Annotated in this window: 17 protein-coding genes and 1 pseudogene; 13 read left to right on the top strand and 5 right to left on the bottom strand. The window is 70.3% G+C overall.

The window, feature by feature from the left end; all coding sequences use genetic code 11:
• Window positions 1-64: 64 nt before the first annotated feature.
• From ACWIF2_RS10135 to ACWIF2_RS10110, 6 genes are all read left to right on the top strand, one after another.
• Entirely contained in the window at window positions 65-1,108 is a 1,044-nt protein-coding gene (locus ACWIF2_RS10135) for an NUDIX hydrolase (protein ID WP_454359683.1), read from the top strand.
• 305 nt (window positions 1,109-1,413) lie between these two features.
• The gene (locus ACWIF2_RS10130; RefSeq protein WP_454359682.1) at window positions 1,414-2,445 is read left to right on the top strand and encodes an ABC transporter permease; all 1,032 of its coding nucleotides are present in this window, start codon (window positions 1,414-1,416) and stop codon (window positions 2,443-2,445) included.
• 77 nt (window positions 2,446-2,522) lie between these two features.
• Window positions 2,523-4,199 (top strand): ABC transporter substrate-binding protein, encoded by a 1,677-nt coding sequence (locus ACWIF2_RS10125; RefSeq protein ID WP_454359681.1) that lies wholly within the window; start codon window positions 2,523-2,525, stop codon window positions 4,197-4,199.
• 78 nt (window positions 4,200-4,277) lie between these two features.
• Window positions 4,278-5,270, top strand: coding sequence for an ABC transporter permease (locus tag ACWIF2_RS10120; protein WP_454359680.1), 993 nt, complete (start codon window positions 4,278-4,280; stop codon window positions 5,268-5,270).
• Window positions 5,271-5,297: 27 nt separating this feature from the next.
• A complete protein-coding gene (locus tag ACWIF2_RS10115) occupies window positions 5,298-6,389 on the top strand; it encodes an ABC transporter ATP-binding protein (RefSeq protein WP_454359679.1) in 1,092 nt (363 codons plus the stop codon).
• Window positions 6,386-7,471 carry an ABC transporter ATP-binding protein gene (locus ACWIF2_RS10110; RefSeq protein ID WP_454359678.1) on the top strand — a complete coding sequence of 362 codons (1,086 nt, stop codon included), beginning with the start codon at window positions 6,386-6,388 and terminating at the stop codon, window positions 7,469-7,471. The genes ACWIF2_RS10115 and ACWIF2_RS10110 overlap by 4 nt, the downstream gene beginning before the upstream one ends.
• Window positions 7,472-7,518: 47 nt before the next feature.
• Here ACWIF2_RS10110 and ACWIF2_RS10105 read toward each other — a convergent pair.
• Window positions 7,519-7,886, bottom strand: a pseudogene (locus tag ACWIF2_RS10105) (MBL fold metallo-hydrolase); the annotation flags it as partial.
• Window positions 7,887-7,955: 69 nt separating this feature from the next.
• Window positions 7,956-9,311 (bottom strand): M20/M25/M40 family metallo-hydrolase, encoded by a 1,356-nt coding sequence (locus ACWIF2_RS10100; RefSeq protein ID WP_454359677.1) that lies wholly within the window; start codon window positions 9,309-9,311, stop codon window positions 7,956-7,958.
• Window positions 9,312-9,444: 133 nt separating this feature from the next.
• Between ACWIF2_RS10100 and ACWIF2_RS10095 the strand changes: the two genes are divergently transcribed.
• Complete coding sequence (locus tag ACWIF2_RS10095) at window positions 9,445-10,686, top strand: geranylgeranyl reductase family protein (RefSeq protein ID WP_454359676.1); 1,242 nt, start codon at window positions 9,445-9,447, stop codon at window positions 10,684-10,686.
• On the opposite strand, the gene ACWIF2_RS10090 is transcribed toward ACWIF2_RS10095, so the two are convergent.
• Complete coding sequence (locus ACWIF2_RS10090) at window positions 10,670-11,119, bottom strand: nitroreductase family deazaflavin-dependent oxidoreductase (RefSeq protein ID WP_432957657.1); 450 nt, start codon at window positions 11,117-11,119, stop codon at window positions 10,670-10,672. The two genes, ACWIF2_RS10095 and ACWIF2_RS10090, sit on opposite strands and share 17 nt — an antisense overlap.
• A gap of 151 nt (window positions 11,120-11,270) precedes the next feature.
• Here ACWIF2_RS10090 and ACWIF2_RS10085 point away from each other — a divergent pair, with 151 nt between their 5' ends.
• The 3 genes from ACWIF2_RS10085 to ACWIF2_RS10075 all read left to right on the top strand — a co-directional run bounded on the left by ACWIF2_RS10085 (window position 11,271) and on the right by ACWIF2_RS10075 (window position 14,012).
• On the top strand, window positions 11,271-11,975 hold the full coding sequence (locus ACWIF2_RS10085) for a TetR/AcrR family transcriptional regulator (protein WP_454359675.1): 705 nt from the start codon (window positions 11,271-11,273) through the stop codon (window positions 11,973-11,975).
• 110 nt (window positions 11,976-12,085) lie between these two features.
• On the top strand, window positions 12,086-13,309 hold the full coding sequence (locus tag ACWIF2_RS10080) for a sensor histidine kinase (protein WP_454359674.1): 1,224 nt from the start codon (window positions 12,086-12,088) through the stop codon (window positions 13,307-13,309).
• A 37-nt stretch (window positions 13,310-13,346) separates the two neighbouring features.
• Complete coding sequence (locus tag ACWIF2_RS10075) at window positions 13,347-14,012, top strand: response regulator (protein ID WP_454359673.1); 666 nt, start codon at window positions 13,347-13,349, stop codon at window positions 14,010-14,012.
• Here ACWIF2_RS10075 and ACWIF2_RS10070 read toward each other — a convergent pair.
• Window positions 13,973-14,257: a DUF6332 family protein gene (locus tag ACWIF2_RS10070; protein WP_454359672.1), complete on the bottom strand. Its 285-nt coding sequence runs from the start codon at window positions 14,255-14,257 to the stop codon at window positions 13,973-13,975. The genes ACWIF2_RS10075 and ACWIF2_RS10070 overlap by 40 nt on opposite strands.
• A gap of 40 nt (window positions 14,258-14,297) precedes the next feature.
• Window positions 14,298-15,215 (bottom strand): SAM-dependent methyltransferase, encoded by a 918-nt coding sequence (locus ACWIF2_RS10065; protein WP_454359671.1) that lies wholly within the window; start codon window positions 15,213-15,215, stop codon window positions 14,298-14,300.
• Between the two features lie 114 nt (window positions 15,216-15,329).
• Here ACWIF2_RS10065 and ACWIF2_RS10060 point away from each other — a divergent pair, with 114 nt between their 5' ends.
• From ACWIF2_RS10060 to ACWIF2_RS10050, 3 genes are read left to right on the top strand one after another with little or no spacing between them, the layout of a single operon-like run.
• On the top strand, window positions 15,330-16,325 hold the full coding sequence (locus ACWIF2_RS10060) for a branched-chain amino acid ABC transporter permease (RefSeq protein ID WP_454359670.1): 996 nt from the start codon (window positions 15,330-15,332) through the stop codon (window positions 16,323-16,325).
• A 10-nt stretch (window positions 16,326-16,335) separates the two neighbouring features.
• Window positions 16,336-17,328 carry a branched-chain amino acid ABC transporter permease gene (locus ACWIF2_RS10055; RefSeq protein WP_454359669.1) on the top strand — a complete coding sequence of 331 codons (993 nt, stop codon included), beginning with the start codon at window positions 16,336-16,338 and terminating at the stop codon, window positions 17,326-17,328.
• Entirely contained in the window at window positions 17,318-18,187 is an 870-nt protein-coding gene (locus tag ACWIF2_RS10050) for an ABC transporter ATP-binding protein (RefSeq protein WP_454359668.1), read from the top strand. Before ACWIF2_RS10055 ends, ACWIF2_RS10050 begins: the two co-directional genes overlap by 11 nt.
• The last annotated feature ends 2 nt before the right edge of the window (window positions 18,188-18,189 follow it).

Below are 18,189 nucleotides of genomic sequence, written 5' to 3'. Positions count from 1 at the left end.
GGGCTGGTTTCCGTGGCCGGGTGGAGCGGGCAAGCCTCAGGGGGCCAACAGAAGAGGGGGACCTGTGACCGTCGTCTGGATCAACGGCGCGTTCGGTGCGGGGAAGACCACCACCGCACAGGAACTGATCGAACTGATCCCGAACAGTACGCTCTTCGACCCCGAGGTGATCGGCGGAGCGCTCCGGTATCTGCTGCCGCCCAAGCGCCTCGCCGAGGTCGGCGACTTCCAGGACCTGCCGATCTGGCGACGGCTCGTGATCGACACGGCGGCCGCGATGCTCGCCGAGCTCGGCGGAACCCTGGTGGTCCCGATGACGCTGCTGCGACAGGAGTACCGCGACGAGATCTTCGGCGGCCTGGCCGCGCGCAGGATTCCGGTCAGCCACATCCTGCTCGCTCCGGCCGAAACGATACTGCGGGAGCGCATCGCGGGCCGTGAGATTCCGCGCGACCTCCCCGACGGCGAGATACGAATACGCCAGTGGTCCGCCGACCACATCGAGCCGTACCGGGCCGCGCTCGCCTCCTGGCTCACCGCGGACGCGCACCCGGTCGACACCAGCGACCTCACACCGTACGAGACCGCCGCCCGCATCGCCGAGGCCGTGCAGGGCGGCTCCGTGCCCGTCTGCGACATCGTGCAGACACCGGAGCCCACCGCCGAGACGCTCGCCGCCGGTGTGCTCCTCTTCGACGAACAGGACCGGGTGCTGCTGGTCGACCCCACCTACAAGGCCGGCTGGGAGTTTCCCGGCGGAGTCGTCGAACCCGGTGAGGCACCCGCGCGGGCCGGTGTCCGGGAGGTCGCCGAGGAGACCGGCATCCACCTCGACGAGGTGCCGAGCCTGCTCGTCGTCGACTGGGAGCGCCCCGCGCCCCCTGGCTTCGGCGGCCTGCGGCTCCTCTTCGACGGCGGCCTCCTCCACTCCGCGGAGGCCGGCCGGCTGGTGCTGCCCGGGCCGGAACTGCGCGACTGGCGGTTCGTCACCGAGGAGGAGGCCGCCGATCTGCTGCCACCGGTGCGCTACGAGCGGCTGCGCTGGGCCCTGAGGGCACGCGAACGCGGGGCGGCGTTCTACCTGGAAGCCGGGGTGCCTGTCGGCTGAGCCGGGGTCCGCGTGCGTGCCCTTTACCCGGCGCGGGGGATTCCGAGGGAAAAGCGAGAGGAAACGCGCCCGGAGGCAATGCCAATCACCGCTCAAGGAATCGCCCTCATTCCTTCACGCGGCGGGTAATCACATTCCCCGCTCTCGTCAACACTTTTCCATGACCGCAAACAATCCCTTTTCTGGCCCCTGCTCGGCTTGACCGGCCTCGCACGGCATTGCGAAAGTCCGCAATGTCTCACGGCGGCGCTCACGACCGCCACTCAATTTCCTTGCCTCAGGGGCAGATCCGGGATGTCCGTACGATGACCACGCAACACCAGCCGGTCGACACCGGCGGCGGCACCGCGCTGCTGACCGAGCCGTCGACGCAGGACAGCAGACCCGGCGGCCCGGTCGTCGCCGGCCGTTCACCGGCCCGGACGGCCTGGCGACGGATCAGGCGGGACAAGGTCACCACGGCCGCGCTGGCGGCCACCGTCCTGTTCATCGTGATCGCCCTGCTCGCGCCGGTCCTCACCGCACTGACCGGCTGGGGACCGATCACCCCCGACAACAAGGCGATCAACCCGGACACGGGCAACTTCCCTTACGGATCGCTGGGCGGCATCAGCGCTCAGCATCTGCTCGGCGTCGAACCGGGCACGGGCTACGACCTGTTCGCCCGCATCGTCTACGGCCTGCGCACCTCCCTGTACGTGGGCTTCGCCTCGGCCGTGCTGTCCACCGTGGTCGGTGTCGTCGCGGGACTCGCGGCCGGCTACTTCGGCGGCTGGGTCGACTCCCTGCTGTCCCGGATCATGGACGTGATGCTGGCGTTCCCGCAGCTGCTCTTCATCATCGCGCTCACGCCGGTGATCCAGAACGCGCTGCAGACCAACACCCACGGCGGCACCGACGAGAACCTCCGCCTCCTCGTCCTGGTCCTCAACATCGCCGTCTTCGCCTGGGCGTACACCGCCCGTCTGGTGCGCGGACAGGTGCTGTCCCTGCGCGAACGGGAGTTCGTCGACGCCGCGCGGCTGATGAGCGCCGGCCGGCGTCACATCCTCTTCCGGCAGCTGCTGCCCAACCTGTGGGCGCCGATCCTGATCTCCTTCGCGCTGGCCGTCCCGCAGAACATCACCACCGAGGCGGCCCTTTCGTACCTGGGCGTCGGCGTCATCCCGCCCAACCCGGACTGGGGAGCGCTGCTCTCGGACGCCTCCCAGTTCTTCCTCCAGGACCCGATGTACCTCTTCGTGCCCGGCGTCCTGCTCTTCCTGCTGGTCCTGGCGCTCAACCTCCTCGGGGACGGCGTCCGGGACGCCCTGGATCCCCGCGCCCGGCGCGGCTGACAGAGCCACCCCCCGAGTTTTCGGCCCGGCGGTCCCACGAACGGCCGCCGCGCCCGTAGCAAGAAGGAGTTTCCTCAATGACGCGCAGCACGCGCAGATCGCGCACGGTCGCTCTCACGGCCTCCGCCGTGGTGATCGCCCTGGGGGCCACCGCATGCGGAGGTTCCTCCAGCACCACGGGAAGCGGGTCCCCCGGAAAGGGCGGCACCCTGACCGTCCTGAACAAGGCGGACTTCGACCACCTCGACCCTCAGCGTGTCTACACGACCGAGGGCCAGAGCATGGACCAGGAGATCGTCCGAACCCTCACGGGCTGGGACGAGACGGGCCCGAAGCCCAAGCTGGTCGGCGATCTGGCCACCGACACCGGAACGCCGAGCAAGGGTGCCACGGTGTGGACCTTCCACCTCCGGCACGGCGTCAAGTACCAGGACGGTACCGAGGTCACCGCTCAGGACGTCAAGTACGGCGTCGAGCGCTTCTTCTCCTCCGACATCAACGGCGGCCCGCCCTACGCCTCCCAGTGGCTCGTCGGCGGGTCCGACTACAAGGGCCCCTACCAGGGCAAGCGGCTCGGCTCCATCCAGACGCCGGACAAGTACACCATCGTCTTCCACCTCAACCAGCCGGTGGCCGACTTCAACGAGACCACCACCATGACCGGCTGGTCCGCCGTGCCCAAGGCCCACGACACCGGCTCGACCTACGACACCAAGGTCTGGTCCGACGGCCCGTACATGATCAAGTCGTACACCAAGAACAAGGAACTCGTGCTCACGCGGAACACGCACTGGTCGCAGTCGACCGACCCGATCCGGCAGCAGAACGTCGACGGGATGGACGTCAGGTTCGGCCAGGACGAGTCGGCCATCGACCAGCAGCTCAAGGCCGACGCCGGCACCGCCCAGACCTCGATCCAGCAGTGGCCGATCGCCGGTTCCGACCTGGCTCAGATGGCCAATGACCCCTCTCTGAAGGGCCGTTACTACAAGATCGCCGCGCCCGGCATCAACTACCTGGCGATCAACACCACCCGCGTCAAGGACCTCCGGGTCCGCCAGGCCATCGAGTACGCCATCGACAAGACCACGGTCCGCGGCGCCTTCGGCGGCTCGGCGTACGGCGACTACGCCACCACCATGCTGAGCCCCGGCATCGGCGGCTACCAGAAGTTCAACCAGTACAGCGCCAACCCGGCCGGCAACCTCGCCAAGGCCAAGGCCCTGATGAAGCAGGCGGGCAACCCGAAGCCGGCCATGTCCATCGCGGTGGAGAACACCCCCACCCAGGAGCACTTCGCCGACGCGGTGAAGACCGCGCTGGGGCGCATCGGCATCCACGTCAACATCTCCCCGATCGACGCGTCGAACTACTTCAGCACCATCAACAACACGAAGAACCAGTACGACCTGACCTGGGGCGACTGGATCGCCGACTGGCCGAACGCCTCCACGGTGCTGCCGACCCTCTTCGACGGCCGGCTGATCAAGAAGAACCCCCAGGCCAACCAGGACCTGTCGTATCTGAACGACCCGAAGGTCAACGCGCTGATCGACAAGGCCGCCAAGCTGTCGGACGTCAAGCAGCGCAACGCCACCTACGGGCAGATCGACCAGCAGATTCTGAAGGACGCCGCCGTGGTCCCGCTGATGTACATGAACTTCACCGAGATGTCCGGCTCCAAGGTCGGCGGTGTCATCCCCGACACGATCGTGGCCGAGCCGAGCCTGGTCCACGTCTACGTCAAGCACTGACGGACGCACTCCCTCTGAACCCCGCCGGCGGCCCGGTCCGCCGGCGGGCATCCCACTCACGTCAGGTCCCGGCACCCCATGTTTCGTTACCTCATCAGACGCCTGCTGGCAGCGGCCGTGATCATGCTGGTGATCACCACGATCACCTTCTTCATCTTCTTCGCGCTGCCGTCCGACCCCGCACTTCTGGCCTGCGGAAAGACCTGCTCCCCCTCCCGTCTCGCGGAGATCAAGCACTCGCTGGGCCTGGACCAGAGTTACCTGACGCAGTACTGGGAGTTCCTCAAGGGGCTGTTCGCCGGCCGTGACTTCGGCGACCAGAGCGTCCGCATCCACTGCGGCGCGCCCTGCCTCGGCGTCTCCTTCCAGACGGACACCCCGGTCCTGACCACGCTGCTCCAGGACTTCCCGGCGGATCTCTCCCTCGGTCTCGGCGCCGCGGTGGCGTTCCTGATCCTGGGCGTCGGCCTCGGCACCATCGCCGCCGTCCGCCGGGGCAGGGCGGCCGACAAGGCGGCGGTCGGACTGGCCCTGTTCGGCGTGTCGGTGCAGATCTACTTCATCGGCCTGCTCCTGCTGTACCTCTTCGTCGACAAGTTCCAGATCCTGCCGGCCTCCGGCTACACGCCGATCACCGAGGATCCGGCCGGCTGGTTCCAGGGGCTGATCCTGCCGTGGACCACCCTGGTCATCGTCTACCTCGCGATGTACACCCGGCTCACCCGCTCCTCCATGCTGGAGGTCTTCGCCGAGGACTACATGCGCACCGCCCGGGCCAAGGGCCTGCCGGCCGCCACCGTCGTCCTCAAACACGGGCTGCGGGCCGCCATCACCCCGATCATCACCATCTTCGGCATGGACGTCGGCTCCCTGATCGGCGGCTCCGCGGTCATCACCGAGTCGGTCTTCGGGATCAACGGTATCGGCAAGCTCGCCGTCGACTCCGTCCAGAACTCCGACCTGCCGGTCATCCTCGGCACCACACTCTTCGCCGCGACGTTCGTGGTCCTCGCCAACGTCGTCGTCGACCTGGTGTACGGCCTCGTCGACCCGCGCGTACGCCTCGCCTGAGCCCTTCTTCCGTCCTTAGGAACACCCGTGTCCGTTCAGACCTCACCGCAGCCCGCGGACGTCACGTCCGCGCCCGCACCCTTCCTCGACGTGACCGACCTGAGGGTGCACTTCCCGACCGAGGACGGCCTCGTCAAGTCCGTCGACGGCGTCTCCTTCACCCTGGAGAAGGGCAGGACCCTCGGCATCGTCGGCGAGTCCGGCTCCGGCAAGTCGGTGACCTCGCTGGCCCTGCTCGGACTGCACAAGGGCACCCGCGCCAGGGTCTCCGGAGAGATCCGGCTCGAGGGCAGGGAACTCGTCGCCCTGCCCGAGGCCGAGATGCGCGAACTGCGCGGCCGTACCGTCTCCATGATCTTCCAGGACCCGCTCTCCGCGCTGCACCCCTTCTTCACCGTCGGCGCCCAGATCGCCGAGGCCTACCGCGTGCACCACAAGGTCTCCAAGAAGGAGGCAAGGGAGCGGGCCGTGGAGATGCTGAAGCGGGTCGGCATCCCGCAGCCCGAGCGCCGCGTCAGGGACTATCCGCACCAGTTCTCCGGCGGCATGCGGCAACGCGCCATGATCGCCATGTCCCTGGTCTGCGACCCCGCCCTGCTCATCGCCGACGAACCCACCACCGCCCTGGACGTCACCGTCCAGGCGCAGATCCTCGACCTGATCCGCGACCTCCAGGAGGAGTTCGGCTCCGCCGTCGTCATCATCACGCACGACCTCGGCGTGGTCTCCGACGTCGCCGACGACATCCTGGTGATGTACGGCGGCCGCCGCATCGAGTACGGCACCACCCGCGAGGTGCTCAAGCAGCCTCAGCACCCCTACACCTGGGGCCTGTTGCAGTCGATGCCGCACCTCACCGGCGACGTCGGCGAGCGGCTGAACCCGATCCCCGGAACACCGCCGAGCCTGATCAACCTGCCGGACGGCTGCTCCTTCAACCCCCGCTGCGCCTACAAGGGCTGGGTGCCGGAGGGGCGGTGCACCGTGGACCGGCCCGAACTGCGCCTCGTCTCCGGCACCGCGGGGCACCTCGCCGCGTGCCATCTCACCGACGAGGCCAAACAGGAGATCCGCGGCGGGACCGACGGCGACGAGCTGACGAAAGGGAACACGCCGTGAGCACCACACAGCCCCTCACCGGGCCGGCCACCGACCGCCCCACCGGGGAGAACCTCCTCGAAGTGCGCGGTCTGCAGAAGCACTTCCCCCTCCGGCAGGGCATCATCTTCCAGCGGCAGATCGGGGCCGTACGAGCTGTCGACGGCATCGACTTCGCGGTCGGGCCCGGCGAGTCGCTCGGACTGGTCGGCGAGTCCGGCTGCGGCAAGTCGACCACGGGCCGTCTGATCACCCGGCTGCTCGAACCCACCGGCGGCTCCGTCCTGTTCGACGGCGAGGACATCACCCACCGGCCCGCCGCACGGATGCGGGAAGCCCGCCGCAACCTCCAGATGATCTTCCAGGATCCGTACTCGTCGCTGAACCCCCGGCACACCGTCGGCACCATCATCGAGACACCGATGCGGCTCAACGGCATCAACCCGCCCCAGGGCCACAAGCGGCGCGTCCAGGAACTTCTGGAGACCGTGGGCCTCAACCCCGAGCACTACAACCGCTACCCCAACGAGTTCTCCGGAGGCCAGCGCCAGCGCATCGGCATCGCCCGCGCCCTCGCCCTGCGGCCGAAGCTGATCGTCGCCGACGAACCCGTCTCCGCGCTGGACGTCTCCATCCAGGCGCAGGTCGTCAACCTGCTCCAGGACCTCCAGCGGGAGTTCGGCATCGCCTTCGTCTTCATCGCCCACGACCTCGCCGTCGTACGGCACTTCTCCGAACGGGTCGCCGTGATGTACCTCGGCAAGATCGTCGAGGTCGCCGACCGCGAGTCGCTCTACACCCGGCCCCGGCACCCCTACACCCACGCGCTGCTGTCCGCCGTGCCCGAGGCGGACCCGGACGCCACGGAGCGGCGCGAACGCATCCGGCTGGCCGGGGACGTGCCCTCCCCGATCGACCCGCCCTCCGGCTGCCGCTTCCGCACCCGCTGCTGGAAGGCCCAGGACAAGTGCGCCACAGAGGAACCACCCCTGGTGCGGGCAGCCGACAGCCCCACCGGCCACCTGACGGCCTGCCACTTTCCCGAGGAGCCGTCCCTGACCGCGCGCGATGAGGACATCGTCCTGGACCCGGCGCTCGACTAGGGTCTGCCGTTCGGGTCAGGGCGCGGGGAATCGGCGGCATCTTGCAGCGTGTGCCCCGGGACATGGACGACCCGCGCCCCGCCGCCCACGTCCAGCACGTCGCCGCCGGACAACTCGGTGACCTGAGGCGGCCGTACGCAGTCCCTCTGGGGCAGGAGCTTCGGGCCTGCTCGTGCAGTGGCCGCTCCCACTCCTCGAACACCGGCGGCGGGCCCGGGACTTCGCCTCGCACGGCAGGGCTGTCGAGCCGGTGGACCAGCACCTCGGCACCGCTGAGCGCGGCGAATTCGCCCGCACCGCCCGCATGGTCCTCGTGGAAGTGGGTGAGCACGATCCGCCGAACGTCCCGGGGATCCCGGCCGAGCCCGGACACCGCCCCGGCGATCGCGGCACCGGAACCCGCCGGACCGGCGTCAGCTCGTGCCCGTCGCGCCAGAGGTGGGCCCCCGTCCAAGGACGAGGGCCTCTGCCGAGGGGAGAGCGGTCAGTTTGCCGCGTAGGTGCGCAGGAACAGGGCCTCGGCCACCGACAGCCGCTCCAGTTCCTCGGGGGACACGCTCTCGTTCACCGCGTGGATCTGGGCCTCCGGCTCGCTCAGCCCGATGAGCAGGATCTCCGCACTCGGGTAGAGCGAGGCGAGGGTGTTGCACAGCGGGATGGAGCCGCCCTGGCCCGCGTACTGCATCTCCTGGCCCGGGTACGCCTCCGCCATCGCGGCGGCCATGGCCTGGTAGGCCGGGCTGGTGGTGTCGGCGCGGAAGGGCTGGCCCTCGCCGATCTGCTCGATGCTCACCCGCGCGCCCCACGGCGTGTGCGCCTCCAGGTGTGCCTGGAGCAGCTTGGTCGCCGCGCCCGCGTCCACGCCCGGCGGCACCCGCAGGCTGATCAGCGCACGGGCGCTCGACTGCACGGACGGGGTGGCGCCGACGACGGGCGGGCAGTCGATGCCGATGACCGTGACGGCCGGGCGCGACCAGATACGGTCGGCGACCGTGCCGGACCCGATCAGCTCGACGCCGTCCAGCACCTTGGCGTCCTGCCGGAACTGCTCCTCGTCGTACTGCAGTCCCTCCCAGGCCGAGTCCGAGGCGAGCCCCTCGACGGTCGTCGAGCCGTCCTCGGCGCGCAGCGAGTCCAGGACGCGGATCAGGGCGGCGAGCGCGTCGGGCGCCGCACCGCCGAACTGGCCCGAGTGCAGATTGCCCGCGAGCGTGTCGACGCTGACGCGGACGAGGGTCATACCGCGCAGCGTGGAGGTCACCGTCGGCAGGCCGACGCGGAAGTTGCCCGCGTCGCCGATGACGATCGTGTCGGCCTCCAGCAGGTCCGGGTGCTCCTCGGCGTACCGCTCGAGACCGCCCGTGCCCTGCTCCTCCGAGCCCTCGACGATCACCTTGACGTGGACGGGCACGCCGCCGTTCGCCTTCAGCGCCCGCAGCGCCAGCAGGTGCATGATCACACCGCCCTTGCAGTCGGCGGAGCCGCGCCCGTACCAGCGCCCGTCGCGCTCGGTCAGCTCGAACGGCGGAGTCGTCCAGCCGGCCTCGTCCAGCGGCGGCTGCACGTCGTAGTGGGCGTAGAGCAGGACGGTCTTCGCCCCCGCCGGGCCGGGGAGGTACCCGTAGACCGACTGGGTCCCGTCGGGGGTGTCGAGCAGGGCCACGTCCTGGAAGCCCTCGGCGCCGAGCGCGTCAGCGATCCAGCGGGCGGCGCCCTCGCTCTCGCTCCTCGGGAACTGATCGAAGTCCGCCACCGACCGGAAGGCCACCAGTTCGGTGAGCTCCGCCATCGCCCCCGGCATCAGCGAGGCGACGGTCTCGGCGACCGGATTCGGCGACATGGGCACGCTCCTTGTGGGTGCGACGTTGAAGAGCTGAGTGCTGTAGATCCTCCCACAGCGGGCTGTGACCAGGTCCGCCGTAGGATGCGGGAGACAGCAGGGCAGGCGGCTTGATCGGGAGCAGTAGACCATCGTGAGCAGCGAGAACTCTTCGGCGGACGACGTGCGGCAGGTGTGGGACGTCGTCGTGGTGGGCGCGGGACCCGCGGGAGCTTCGGCCGCGTACGCGGCGGCGGTCGCCGGGAGACGTGTGCTGTTGCTGGAGAAGGCGGAGCTGCCGCGGTACAAGACGTGCGGCGGTGGCATCATCGGCCCCTCGCGCGACGCCCTCCCGCCCGGCTTCGAGCTGCCGCTCAAGGACCGGGTGCACGCGGTGACGTTCTCGCACAACGGCCGTTTCACGCGGACCCGCCGGTCCAAGCAGATGCTGTTCGGGCTGATCAACCGGCCCGAGTTCGACCAGCGGCTCGTCGAGCACGCGCAGAAGGCGGGCGCCGAACTGCGTACGGGCGTCACCGTTCAGCGGGTCGAGCAGCACGGCTCGACGGTGCCGGACCGGCGCACGGTCGCCCTCGTCCTGCAGGGCGGCGAGGTCGTGCTCGCGCGGTCGGTCGTCGGGGCGGACGGCAGCGCCAGCCGCATAGGGGCGCATGTCGGGGTCAAGGTCGACCAGGTGGATCTCGGCCTGGAGGCGGAGATCCCGGTGCCGGAGACCGTCGCCGAGGACTGGAAGGGGCGGGTGCTCATCGACTGGGGCCCCATGCCCGGCAGTTACGGCTGGGTGTTCCCCAAGGGCGACACGCTGACGGTCGGGGTGATCTCCGCCAGGGGCGAAGGCGCCGCGACGAAGCGGTACTTGGAGGAGTTCATCGGCCGGCTGGGCCTCGCCGGCTTCGAACCGAGCATCTCCTCGGGGCACTTGACCCGCTGCCGGGCCGACGACTCGCCGCTGTCGCGCGGCCGGGTGCTGGTCTGCGGTGACGCCGCGGGGCTGCTGGAGCCCTGGACCCGCGAGGGCATCTCCTTCGCGCTGCGGTCCGGCCGGCTCGCGGGGGAGTGGGCGGTGCGGATCGCCGAGGCGCACGACGCCGTGGACACCCGCCGGCAGGCCCTCAACTACGCGTTCGCGGTCAAGGCCGGGCTCGGGGTGGAGATGAGCGTCGGCAAGCGGCTGCTGACGGTGTTCGAGCGTCGCCCCGGTCTGTTCCACGCGGCGGTGACGAGTTTCCGCCCCGCCTGGAAGGGGTTCAAGGACATCACGCGGGGGGCGACGTCACTGGGCGAGATCGTCCGCACCCATCCGATGGCCCAGCGGGCCCTGACCGCGATGGACCGCCGTCCCGCGACGGGCGGCGAGGTCAGCTCGTCACCGTGATCTCGAAGACCGGGTGGTCGGGGGCGATCCGGCGCAGCTCGTCGTCCGGGGAGTCCGGGCCCACCCCGTTGAAGAACACCCCGACCTCCGCCTTCCAGCGCTTGAGGTAGGCGCGCAGGATCGGGGTCTTGTCGTCGTCGGCCACCTCGGTCGCGGTGAACGTGTCCACGTGCTTGCCGAGGTGCAGCTCGCCGCCGCCCGAGGCGCGCATGTTGTGCGTCCACTGGACATGGCCGCGGGGCGCGACCAGGTACTGCCGGCCGTCCAGGGTCATCAGGTTGACCGGGGTGGTGCGCCACTGACCGCTCTTGCGGCCGCGGACGGCGAGGACACGGGAGCCCCAGACGCTGATGCCGCGGCGGGTCATCCAGGCCACGAAGCGGTTGAGGACGTTGACGGTGAGCCAGCCGGGCTTCTGGACGTGTGTGGACATGGGGTCCCCCTGGTGTCTGATGGAGCAGTGCTCTCTTTTGTGAGCACTGCTCTCTCTTGCTGGGTTCAGTCTGCCTGAGGTCGGCACTCCAAAGCAAGAGCACTGCTCTCGTTTGTGTGCACTGCTCTCCTTTCATGGCACACTTGCTCACATGAGCACCACACACGGCGCCCGCGCCCGGGCCAGGATCGAAGTCACCGCGGCCATCAAGGACGAGGCCCGCAGACAGCTCGCGGCCGAGGGCGCCGCCAAACTCTCCCTGCGCGCCGTGGCCCGTGAGCTCGGCATGGTCTCCTCCGCGCTGTACCGGTACTTCCCCAGCCGTGACGACCTGCTGACCGCACTCATCATCGACGCGTACGACTCCCTCGGCGAGCGGGCCGAGGCGGCCCATGATCCGGCGACCGCCCCCTTCCGGCGATGGATCGCGGTGTGCGAGGCGGTGCGGGGCTGGGCGCTGGACCACCCCCACGAGTACGCGCTGATCTACGGATCGCCCGTGCCCGGCTACACCGCCCCCGAGACCACCGTCCCGCCCGCCGCCCGCGTCGGCCTCCTGCTCATCGGCATCGCACGCGACGCCCACCAGGGCTCCGGCCTGTCGGGCCCCTCACTGCCGTCCGAGCTGCGCCCGGAGGCCGAACGGCTCGCCGCCGACCTCGCGCCCGACCTCCCTCCGCAGGCGGTGACGGCCCTCGTCGCGGCCTGGGCCCAGCTGTACGGTCTGATCGGCTTCGAGCTGTTCGGGCAGTTCCACCGGGTCGTGGAGGACCGGGAGGTGTTCTTCCGGCACGCGGTGGGGCAACTCGCGCAGGGGGTGGGACTGGTGTCTCCGCAGCGCGGGCCGGCCTCATAGAGCCCGACTGGGGTCCGAGGCTCTGAGGCCTTCGTACTTCCCCAGGAGTACGCGTGATCACCACGCCTGGGTGACGCCGCTCCGGGCGGGCGGCGTCTAGCGTGGCCGGTATGGACGAGCAGCGCGGGCGGGGCGGCCCGCCGCAGTGGTGGCGTCACGGGCCTCCGTGGTGGGAGCGGTGGGGGGAGGGGGAGCGTGCGCCCCGGTGGCCCTGGCGGTCCACCGTCGCCGTCACGGTCTTCGTGCTGGTCGGCTCGAGCTTCGCCGCCCACGGTCAGGAGGGCGAGCGGGCGGACCTGGACCTCTTCGCACGAGTGCTGCTGCTGGTGGCCGGGGGGCTGCTGCTGTGGCGGAAGCGGTATCCGGTGGCCGTGGTCTTCGGCACGGCGGGCGCCGTCATGCTCTACCTGGGGGCCGGCTATCCGTACGGGCCGGTGCTCTTCACCGTCGCTCTGGCCTGCTTCAGCGCGATCGTCGCCGGGCACCGCTGGGCGGCGTGGGCGGCGATGGGAACGCTCTGGGCCGGTCACGTCCTGGTGGCGCACTGGCTCTATCAGTGGCTGCCGCCGTCGGGGGACTCCGCTATCTCCTGGGGCGAGGAGATCGTCGTCGCCACCTGGGTGGTGGCGATCGCGGCGGTGTCGGAGCTGTTCCGCGTCCGCCGCGAGCAGTGGGCCCGGGAGCGTGCCGAGCGTGCCGAGGCCGCACGGCGGCGGGCCGACGAGGAGCGGCTGCGGATCGCGCAGGAGTTGCACGACGTCCTCGCGCACAGCATCTCCGTGATCAATGTGCAGGCGGGGGTCGGCCTCGCGCTCCTCGACACCGACCCCGAGCAGGCCCGTACGGCGCTCACCACGATCAAGGACCAGAGCAAGGAGGCGCTCGGCGAGGTGCGCCAGGTGCTCGACACCTTGCGTGCTCCCGGTGCCGCGCCCCGCGCTCCGGCGCCCGGGCTCGACCGGTTGCCCGAGCTGGTGGAGCAGGCGGCGAGCGCCGGTCTCACGGTCGAGGTGGAAGGAGAGCCGCCGCGCCTGCCGCCCGGCACGGACCTCGCCGCCTTCCGGATCGTCCAGGAGGCCCTCACCAACGTCGTACGGCACTCGGGTTCACGGCACGCGCGCGTGCACCTCTCGCAGGACGCGGACGCGCTGCGGCTGCGGGTCGACGACGACGGGCCCGCGACCGGCGCCGACGCGGGCGGCGGCGGCAACGGGCTGGTCGGTATGCGGGAGCGGGCCGCCGCGCTGGGTGGCACCATCGAGGCGGGGCCCCGCCCGGACGGCGGTTTCCGGGTGCTCGCCGTACTGCCGCTGACGACGTCCGCCGGCACATGAGCCGCAAGCGGACCGGAGGACGACGCAAGGAGGACCGGTGATTCGCGTACTGCTCGCCGACGACCAGTCACTGGTCCGGGCAGGGTTCCGGGCGCTGCTCGACGCGCAGCCGGACATCGAGGTGGCCGCGGAGGCCGCCGATGGCGAGGAGGCCGTGCGGCGGATCCGCGAACTGCGGCCCGACGTCGTCCTGATGGACATCCGCATGCCCGCGCTCGACGGCCTGGCAGCGACCCGGCGGGTCACCGGGGACGCGGGACTGAAGGACGTCAAGGTGGTCATGCTCACCACCTTCGAGCTCGACGAGTACGTCTTCGAGGCGATCCGCTCGGGCGCCTCCGGCTTCCTGGTCAAGGACACCGAGCCGGACGAACTCCTGCGCGCGGTAAGGGCGGTGGTCGCCGGCGACGCGCTGCTGTCACCGGGGGTGACGCGCCGGCTGATCGCCGAGTTCGCGGCCCGCTCCAAGGAGCCCGCGGCAGCCGACACCCTGGCGGGACTCACCGAGCGGGAGCGGGAGGTGATGGCCCTGGTCGGCATCGGCCTGTCCAATGAGGAGATCGCCCGCCGTCTGGTCGTCAGCCCGCTCACCGCGAAGACCCACGTCAGCCGCACCATGGTGAAGCTCGGCGCCCGCGACCGGGCCCAACTGGTCGTGCTCGCCTACGAGTCGGGGCTGGTGCGGCCGGGCTGGCTGGGCTGAGCCGCCGACCGGAACCGGAGCAGCACACTGACGACCCGGGCGGCGAAGAGCACGGGCGCGAGCACAAGACCGGCACGCACCAGCAGAGTCTCCAATGTCTCCGGAAGCTCGAAGAGCAGCGCGGGACCGGCCACGGCCCCGAAGACGACCGCCGCCGCGAAGGCCGCGCTGCACAGCGCGTACCCGATCTCGACGGTGACCGCGTCGCGTTGGGCCTGGGTGCGCCGTCCCCCGTGACTCGTCATACGGCGAGTCAAACAGGACCGGCGCTCCGTGGGCAAGCGTCTACTCGGGGGCAACGTCGGCGACGCCGTCTGCGCATTTGTCGAGGACGTACGCCGTGTAGCGAGTGACGCGCACGATGGCCCGGTGAGCCCGGACGACGGCGATGACCTCGTCCCAGTCCTGTGCGTCGAGCGTTCTGAGGCCGGGCCACCGCACGCACAGGGCCTGTCGGCCGGCCCGGGTGGACGCGGTGCCGACGAACAGGGCACAGAGTTGTGCCGCCCTGTGGAGTACGGGGGTGGTCCAGTCGAGGATCCGCCGCGTGGTGAAGCCGGCGGCGGAAGCCATCAGCGGGTACCGCTCGTACGGTTCGATGGAGTCGAAGCGCCAGGTCCCGCGGACGAGGCCGTCCGGATCGAGGGCCCCGATCGGCTGATCCGTACGCGACGTGACGTCCACGAGGACGAGCCGGCCTCCTGGACGGAGCAGCCGGAAGCTTTCGCGCAGGAACGACCTACGGCCCTCATGGCCGAAGTGGAAGGCGGCCTCCAGGCAGTGCACTCGGTCGAAGGAGCCCTCCGTCAGCGGGATCTCCGCCGCCTGCTGCGGCAGGGCCGTGGCGTCGGCGACGGCGAAACGCGCGCTGTCGCCGAAGCGGCGACGTGCCTGGTCGATCTGCGCCGGCTGGACGTCCACCCCCAGCGCCCGGCATCCCGCGGCGCCCAAGCGCGCCGTGGTGTCACCGCGGCCGCATCCGGCGTCCAGGACGAGCTGTCCGGGCCGGGCGTCCAACAAGGCCAGCGACCGGCGGGCCAGCCGGCGCTGAAAGGGCACCGGCCCGGTCAGGACCACGATCGGCAGGGTGGGCAGCGTGAAGTAGCCGATGTCGACCAGGCTGTCCCAGCCGAGGTGTCGCAGCACCCGGAAGAGCACACTGTCGTCGTTGTACGCGCTCGCGAGGTCCCCGCTGTCACCCATTCCGCATCCTCCGCCATCCGTGGGCACCCGCCTCGGGCTCACTGTGCGTGTCACCGCCCCGACCTGCGCTTACACTGATCCCATAAGGGACGTTCGTGACGTACCGGAATCATCGTGCGCTATCAGCGGATGCTCGTACCGGCCCTCGCCCTGGTCCTCGTGATGGTGCCCGCGATGTCCACGCGTGCACAGGGTGAGGAAGTCCCGCACGGCCCCACGTTCGCCGCCCGGGCTCTGCAGGCGCTGATCGACGGCATCCAGTTCGGGGTGATCATCGCGATCACATCGGTCGGGCTCTCACTGATCTTCGGCACCATCCACCTGATCAACTTCGCGCACGGTGAGTTCGTCACGATCGGCGCCACCTTCGCGTTCTTCCTCAACGTCTCCGCGGCCGGTCCGGGCTGGCACCTGATTCCCGCCGCCCTCGCCGCGGTGGTCTTCGGTGCTCTGCTGGGCGGGGCGGTCGAGCGCGGCATCTGGCGCCCGCTGCGGGCTCGGGGCACCGGGCTGATCAACATGTTCATCGTCACCATCGGGCTCTCGCTGCTGCTGCGGCACGTCGTGCTCGTGCTGTACGGAACCCGGCCCGCCTCCTACGCGCAGTACGACATCCAGAGCACGATCGGCCTCGGCCCGGCAGGCATCACCCCGCGGGACCTCACGGTCACCCTGCTCTCCGTACTGGTGCTGCTCGGTATCGCCGCGCTCCTGCAGAAGACGCGGATCGGCACGGCCGTCCGGGCCGTCTCCGCCAACCGTGACCTCGCGGAGGCGTCGGGCATCGATGTGCAGCGGGTGGTGCTGTTCGTGTGGATGCTCGCCGGCGGGCTGGCCGCGCTCGGCGGGGTCTTCTTCGGCCTGGTGGAGATCGTCACCTGGGACATGGGCTTCAAGCTGCTGCTGCTCATGTTCGCGGGGATCATCCTGGGCGGCCTCGGCTCCGCCTACGGTGCGATGGTCGGCAGCCTCGTCATCGGCGTCGTCGCCCAGATGTCCACCCTGTGGTTCCCGGTCGACCTGCAGTACGCCTGGGCGCTGCTCGTCCTCATCCTCGTCCTCCTCGTCCGGCCGCAGGGCATCCTCGGCCGGGCCGAACGCGTCGGGTGAGGGGTGTGCCATGGACTTCTCGGCCATCCTCTCCGACGCGCTGCGCTCGGGAATCGGCCCCATCGCCGCGGTCTACGCGCTCGCCGCGATGGGGCTGAACCTGCACTTCGGCTACACGGGTCTGCTGAACTTCGGCCAGGTCGGATTCATGCTGGTCGGCGGCTACGGACTCGCCATCACGGTGTCGACGTACGACGGCCCGATGTGGCTCGGTGTCCTGGGGGGAATCGCCTGCGCGATCGTGCTGGCCCTGCTCCTCGGCATGCCGACCTTGCGGCTGCGCGCCGACTACCTCGCGATCACCACCATCGCGGCGGGGGAGACGCTGCGGCTGTTCTACCGCTCCAGCTGGGCCGAGCCGGTCACCGGTGGGGTGTTCGGTCTGCAGAGGTTCGCGAACGACTTCTACGCGCTCAGCCCCTTCGAGCCCGGCACCTACGGCGTGTGGCTCGTGAGGTTCAGCTCCCGCGACGTCTGGGTGATGATGGTCGGATGGGCGCTGGTGCTCGTGGTCGGCAGTCTGCTGGCCCTGCTGATCCACAGTCCCTGGGGCCGTGTCATCCGGTCGATCCGTGAGGACGAGGTCGCCGCGCGCAGCCTCGGCAAGAACGTCTACGCGTACAAGATGCAGAGCCTCGTGCTCGGCGGCGTCATCGGGGCGGTCGCGGGCATGATGCAGGCCATCCAGGTGCAGTCCGTGAACCCGGACAACTACGACCCGGGCGTCACGTTCTTCCTGTACACGCTGCTCGTTCTGGGAGGCGCGGGGCGGATCCTCGGGCCGGTCGTCGGCGCGATCCTGTTCTGGTTCGTCCTCAGCTTCCTCGACAGCGCGCTCCGTCAAGCCATCGACGCCGAGTACATCTCGCCGGACCTCATCAGTACCTCGGAGGTCGGCGCGGTGCGCTTCGCCCTGGTCGGGGTCGCCCTGATCCTGCTGGTCGCGTTCCGGCCGCAGGGCATCCTCGGCAGCCGGAAGGAGATGCTGCTCAGTGGCCGCTGACCCTGTCGTGTCCCACCCGCGTCTCTCCGTGATCGATCCGGAGCCGGGGGTGCGCAAGCCCGATTCCCTGCTGGTCCTGGACCAGGTGACCCGCACCTTCGGTGGCCTGGTCGCCGTGCGGGTCGAGCACCTGGAGGTGCAGCGCGGGGCCATCACGGCGCTCATCGGGCCCAACGGCGCCGGCAAGACCACGCTGTTCAACGTGGTGAGCGGGTTCGACCGGGCCGACGGCGGCCGGTGGTCGTTCGACGGACAGCCGCTCACGGGCTCCCCGGCGCACCGGGTGGCACGGCGGGGACTGGTCCGTACGTTCCAGCTCACCAGGACGCTCGCCCGGCTCACCGTGCTGGAGAACCTGCTGCTCGCGGCGCCCGGGCAACGCGGCGAGCGGGTGCTGCCGGCGCTGCTGCGACCGCTGTGGCGCGGGCAGGAGCGGGAGTTCGAGCGCCGGGCCGACGAACTGCTGGACCGGTTCCGGCTCGGTTCCCTGCGCGACGACCACGCCGGCACGCTCTCCGGGGGGCAGCGCAAACTGCTGGAACTGGCCCGTGCGCTGATGGCCCGGCCGGTCATGCTCCTGCTCGACGAGCCGATGGCCGGGGTCAACCCCGCGCTGACCCAGTCGCTGCTCGGACACATCACGCAGCTGCGGGACGAGGGGCTGACGGTGTGCTTCGTCGAACACGACATGGACGTGGTGATGGGCATCAGCGACTGGGTGGCCGTCATGGCCGACGGCCGCCTGGTGGCCGAGGGCCCACCGCACACGATCGGCCGGAACGCCGCCGTCGTGGACGCCTACCTGGGCAAGCGGCATGACGAGCCGCGGACGACCGACGAGAAGCGCGAGGAGGAGTAGCG

This window comes from Streptomyces sp. NPDC055506 (assembly GCF_053643595.1).
Note: the sequence above shows the minus strand (reverse complement) of the source record. Positions and strands in the feature narration are given on the sequence as shown.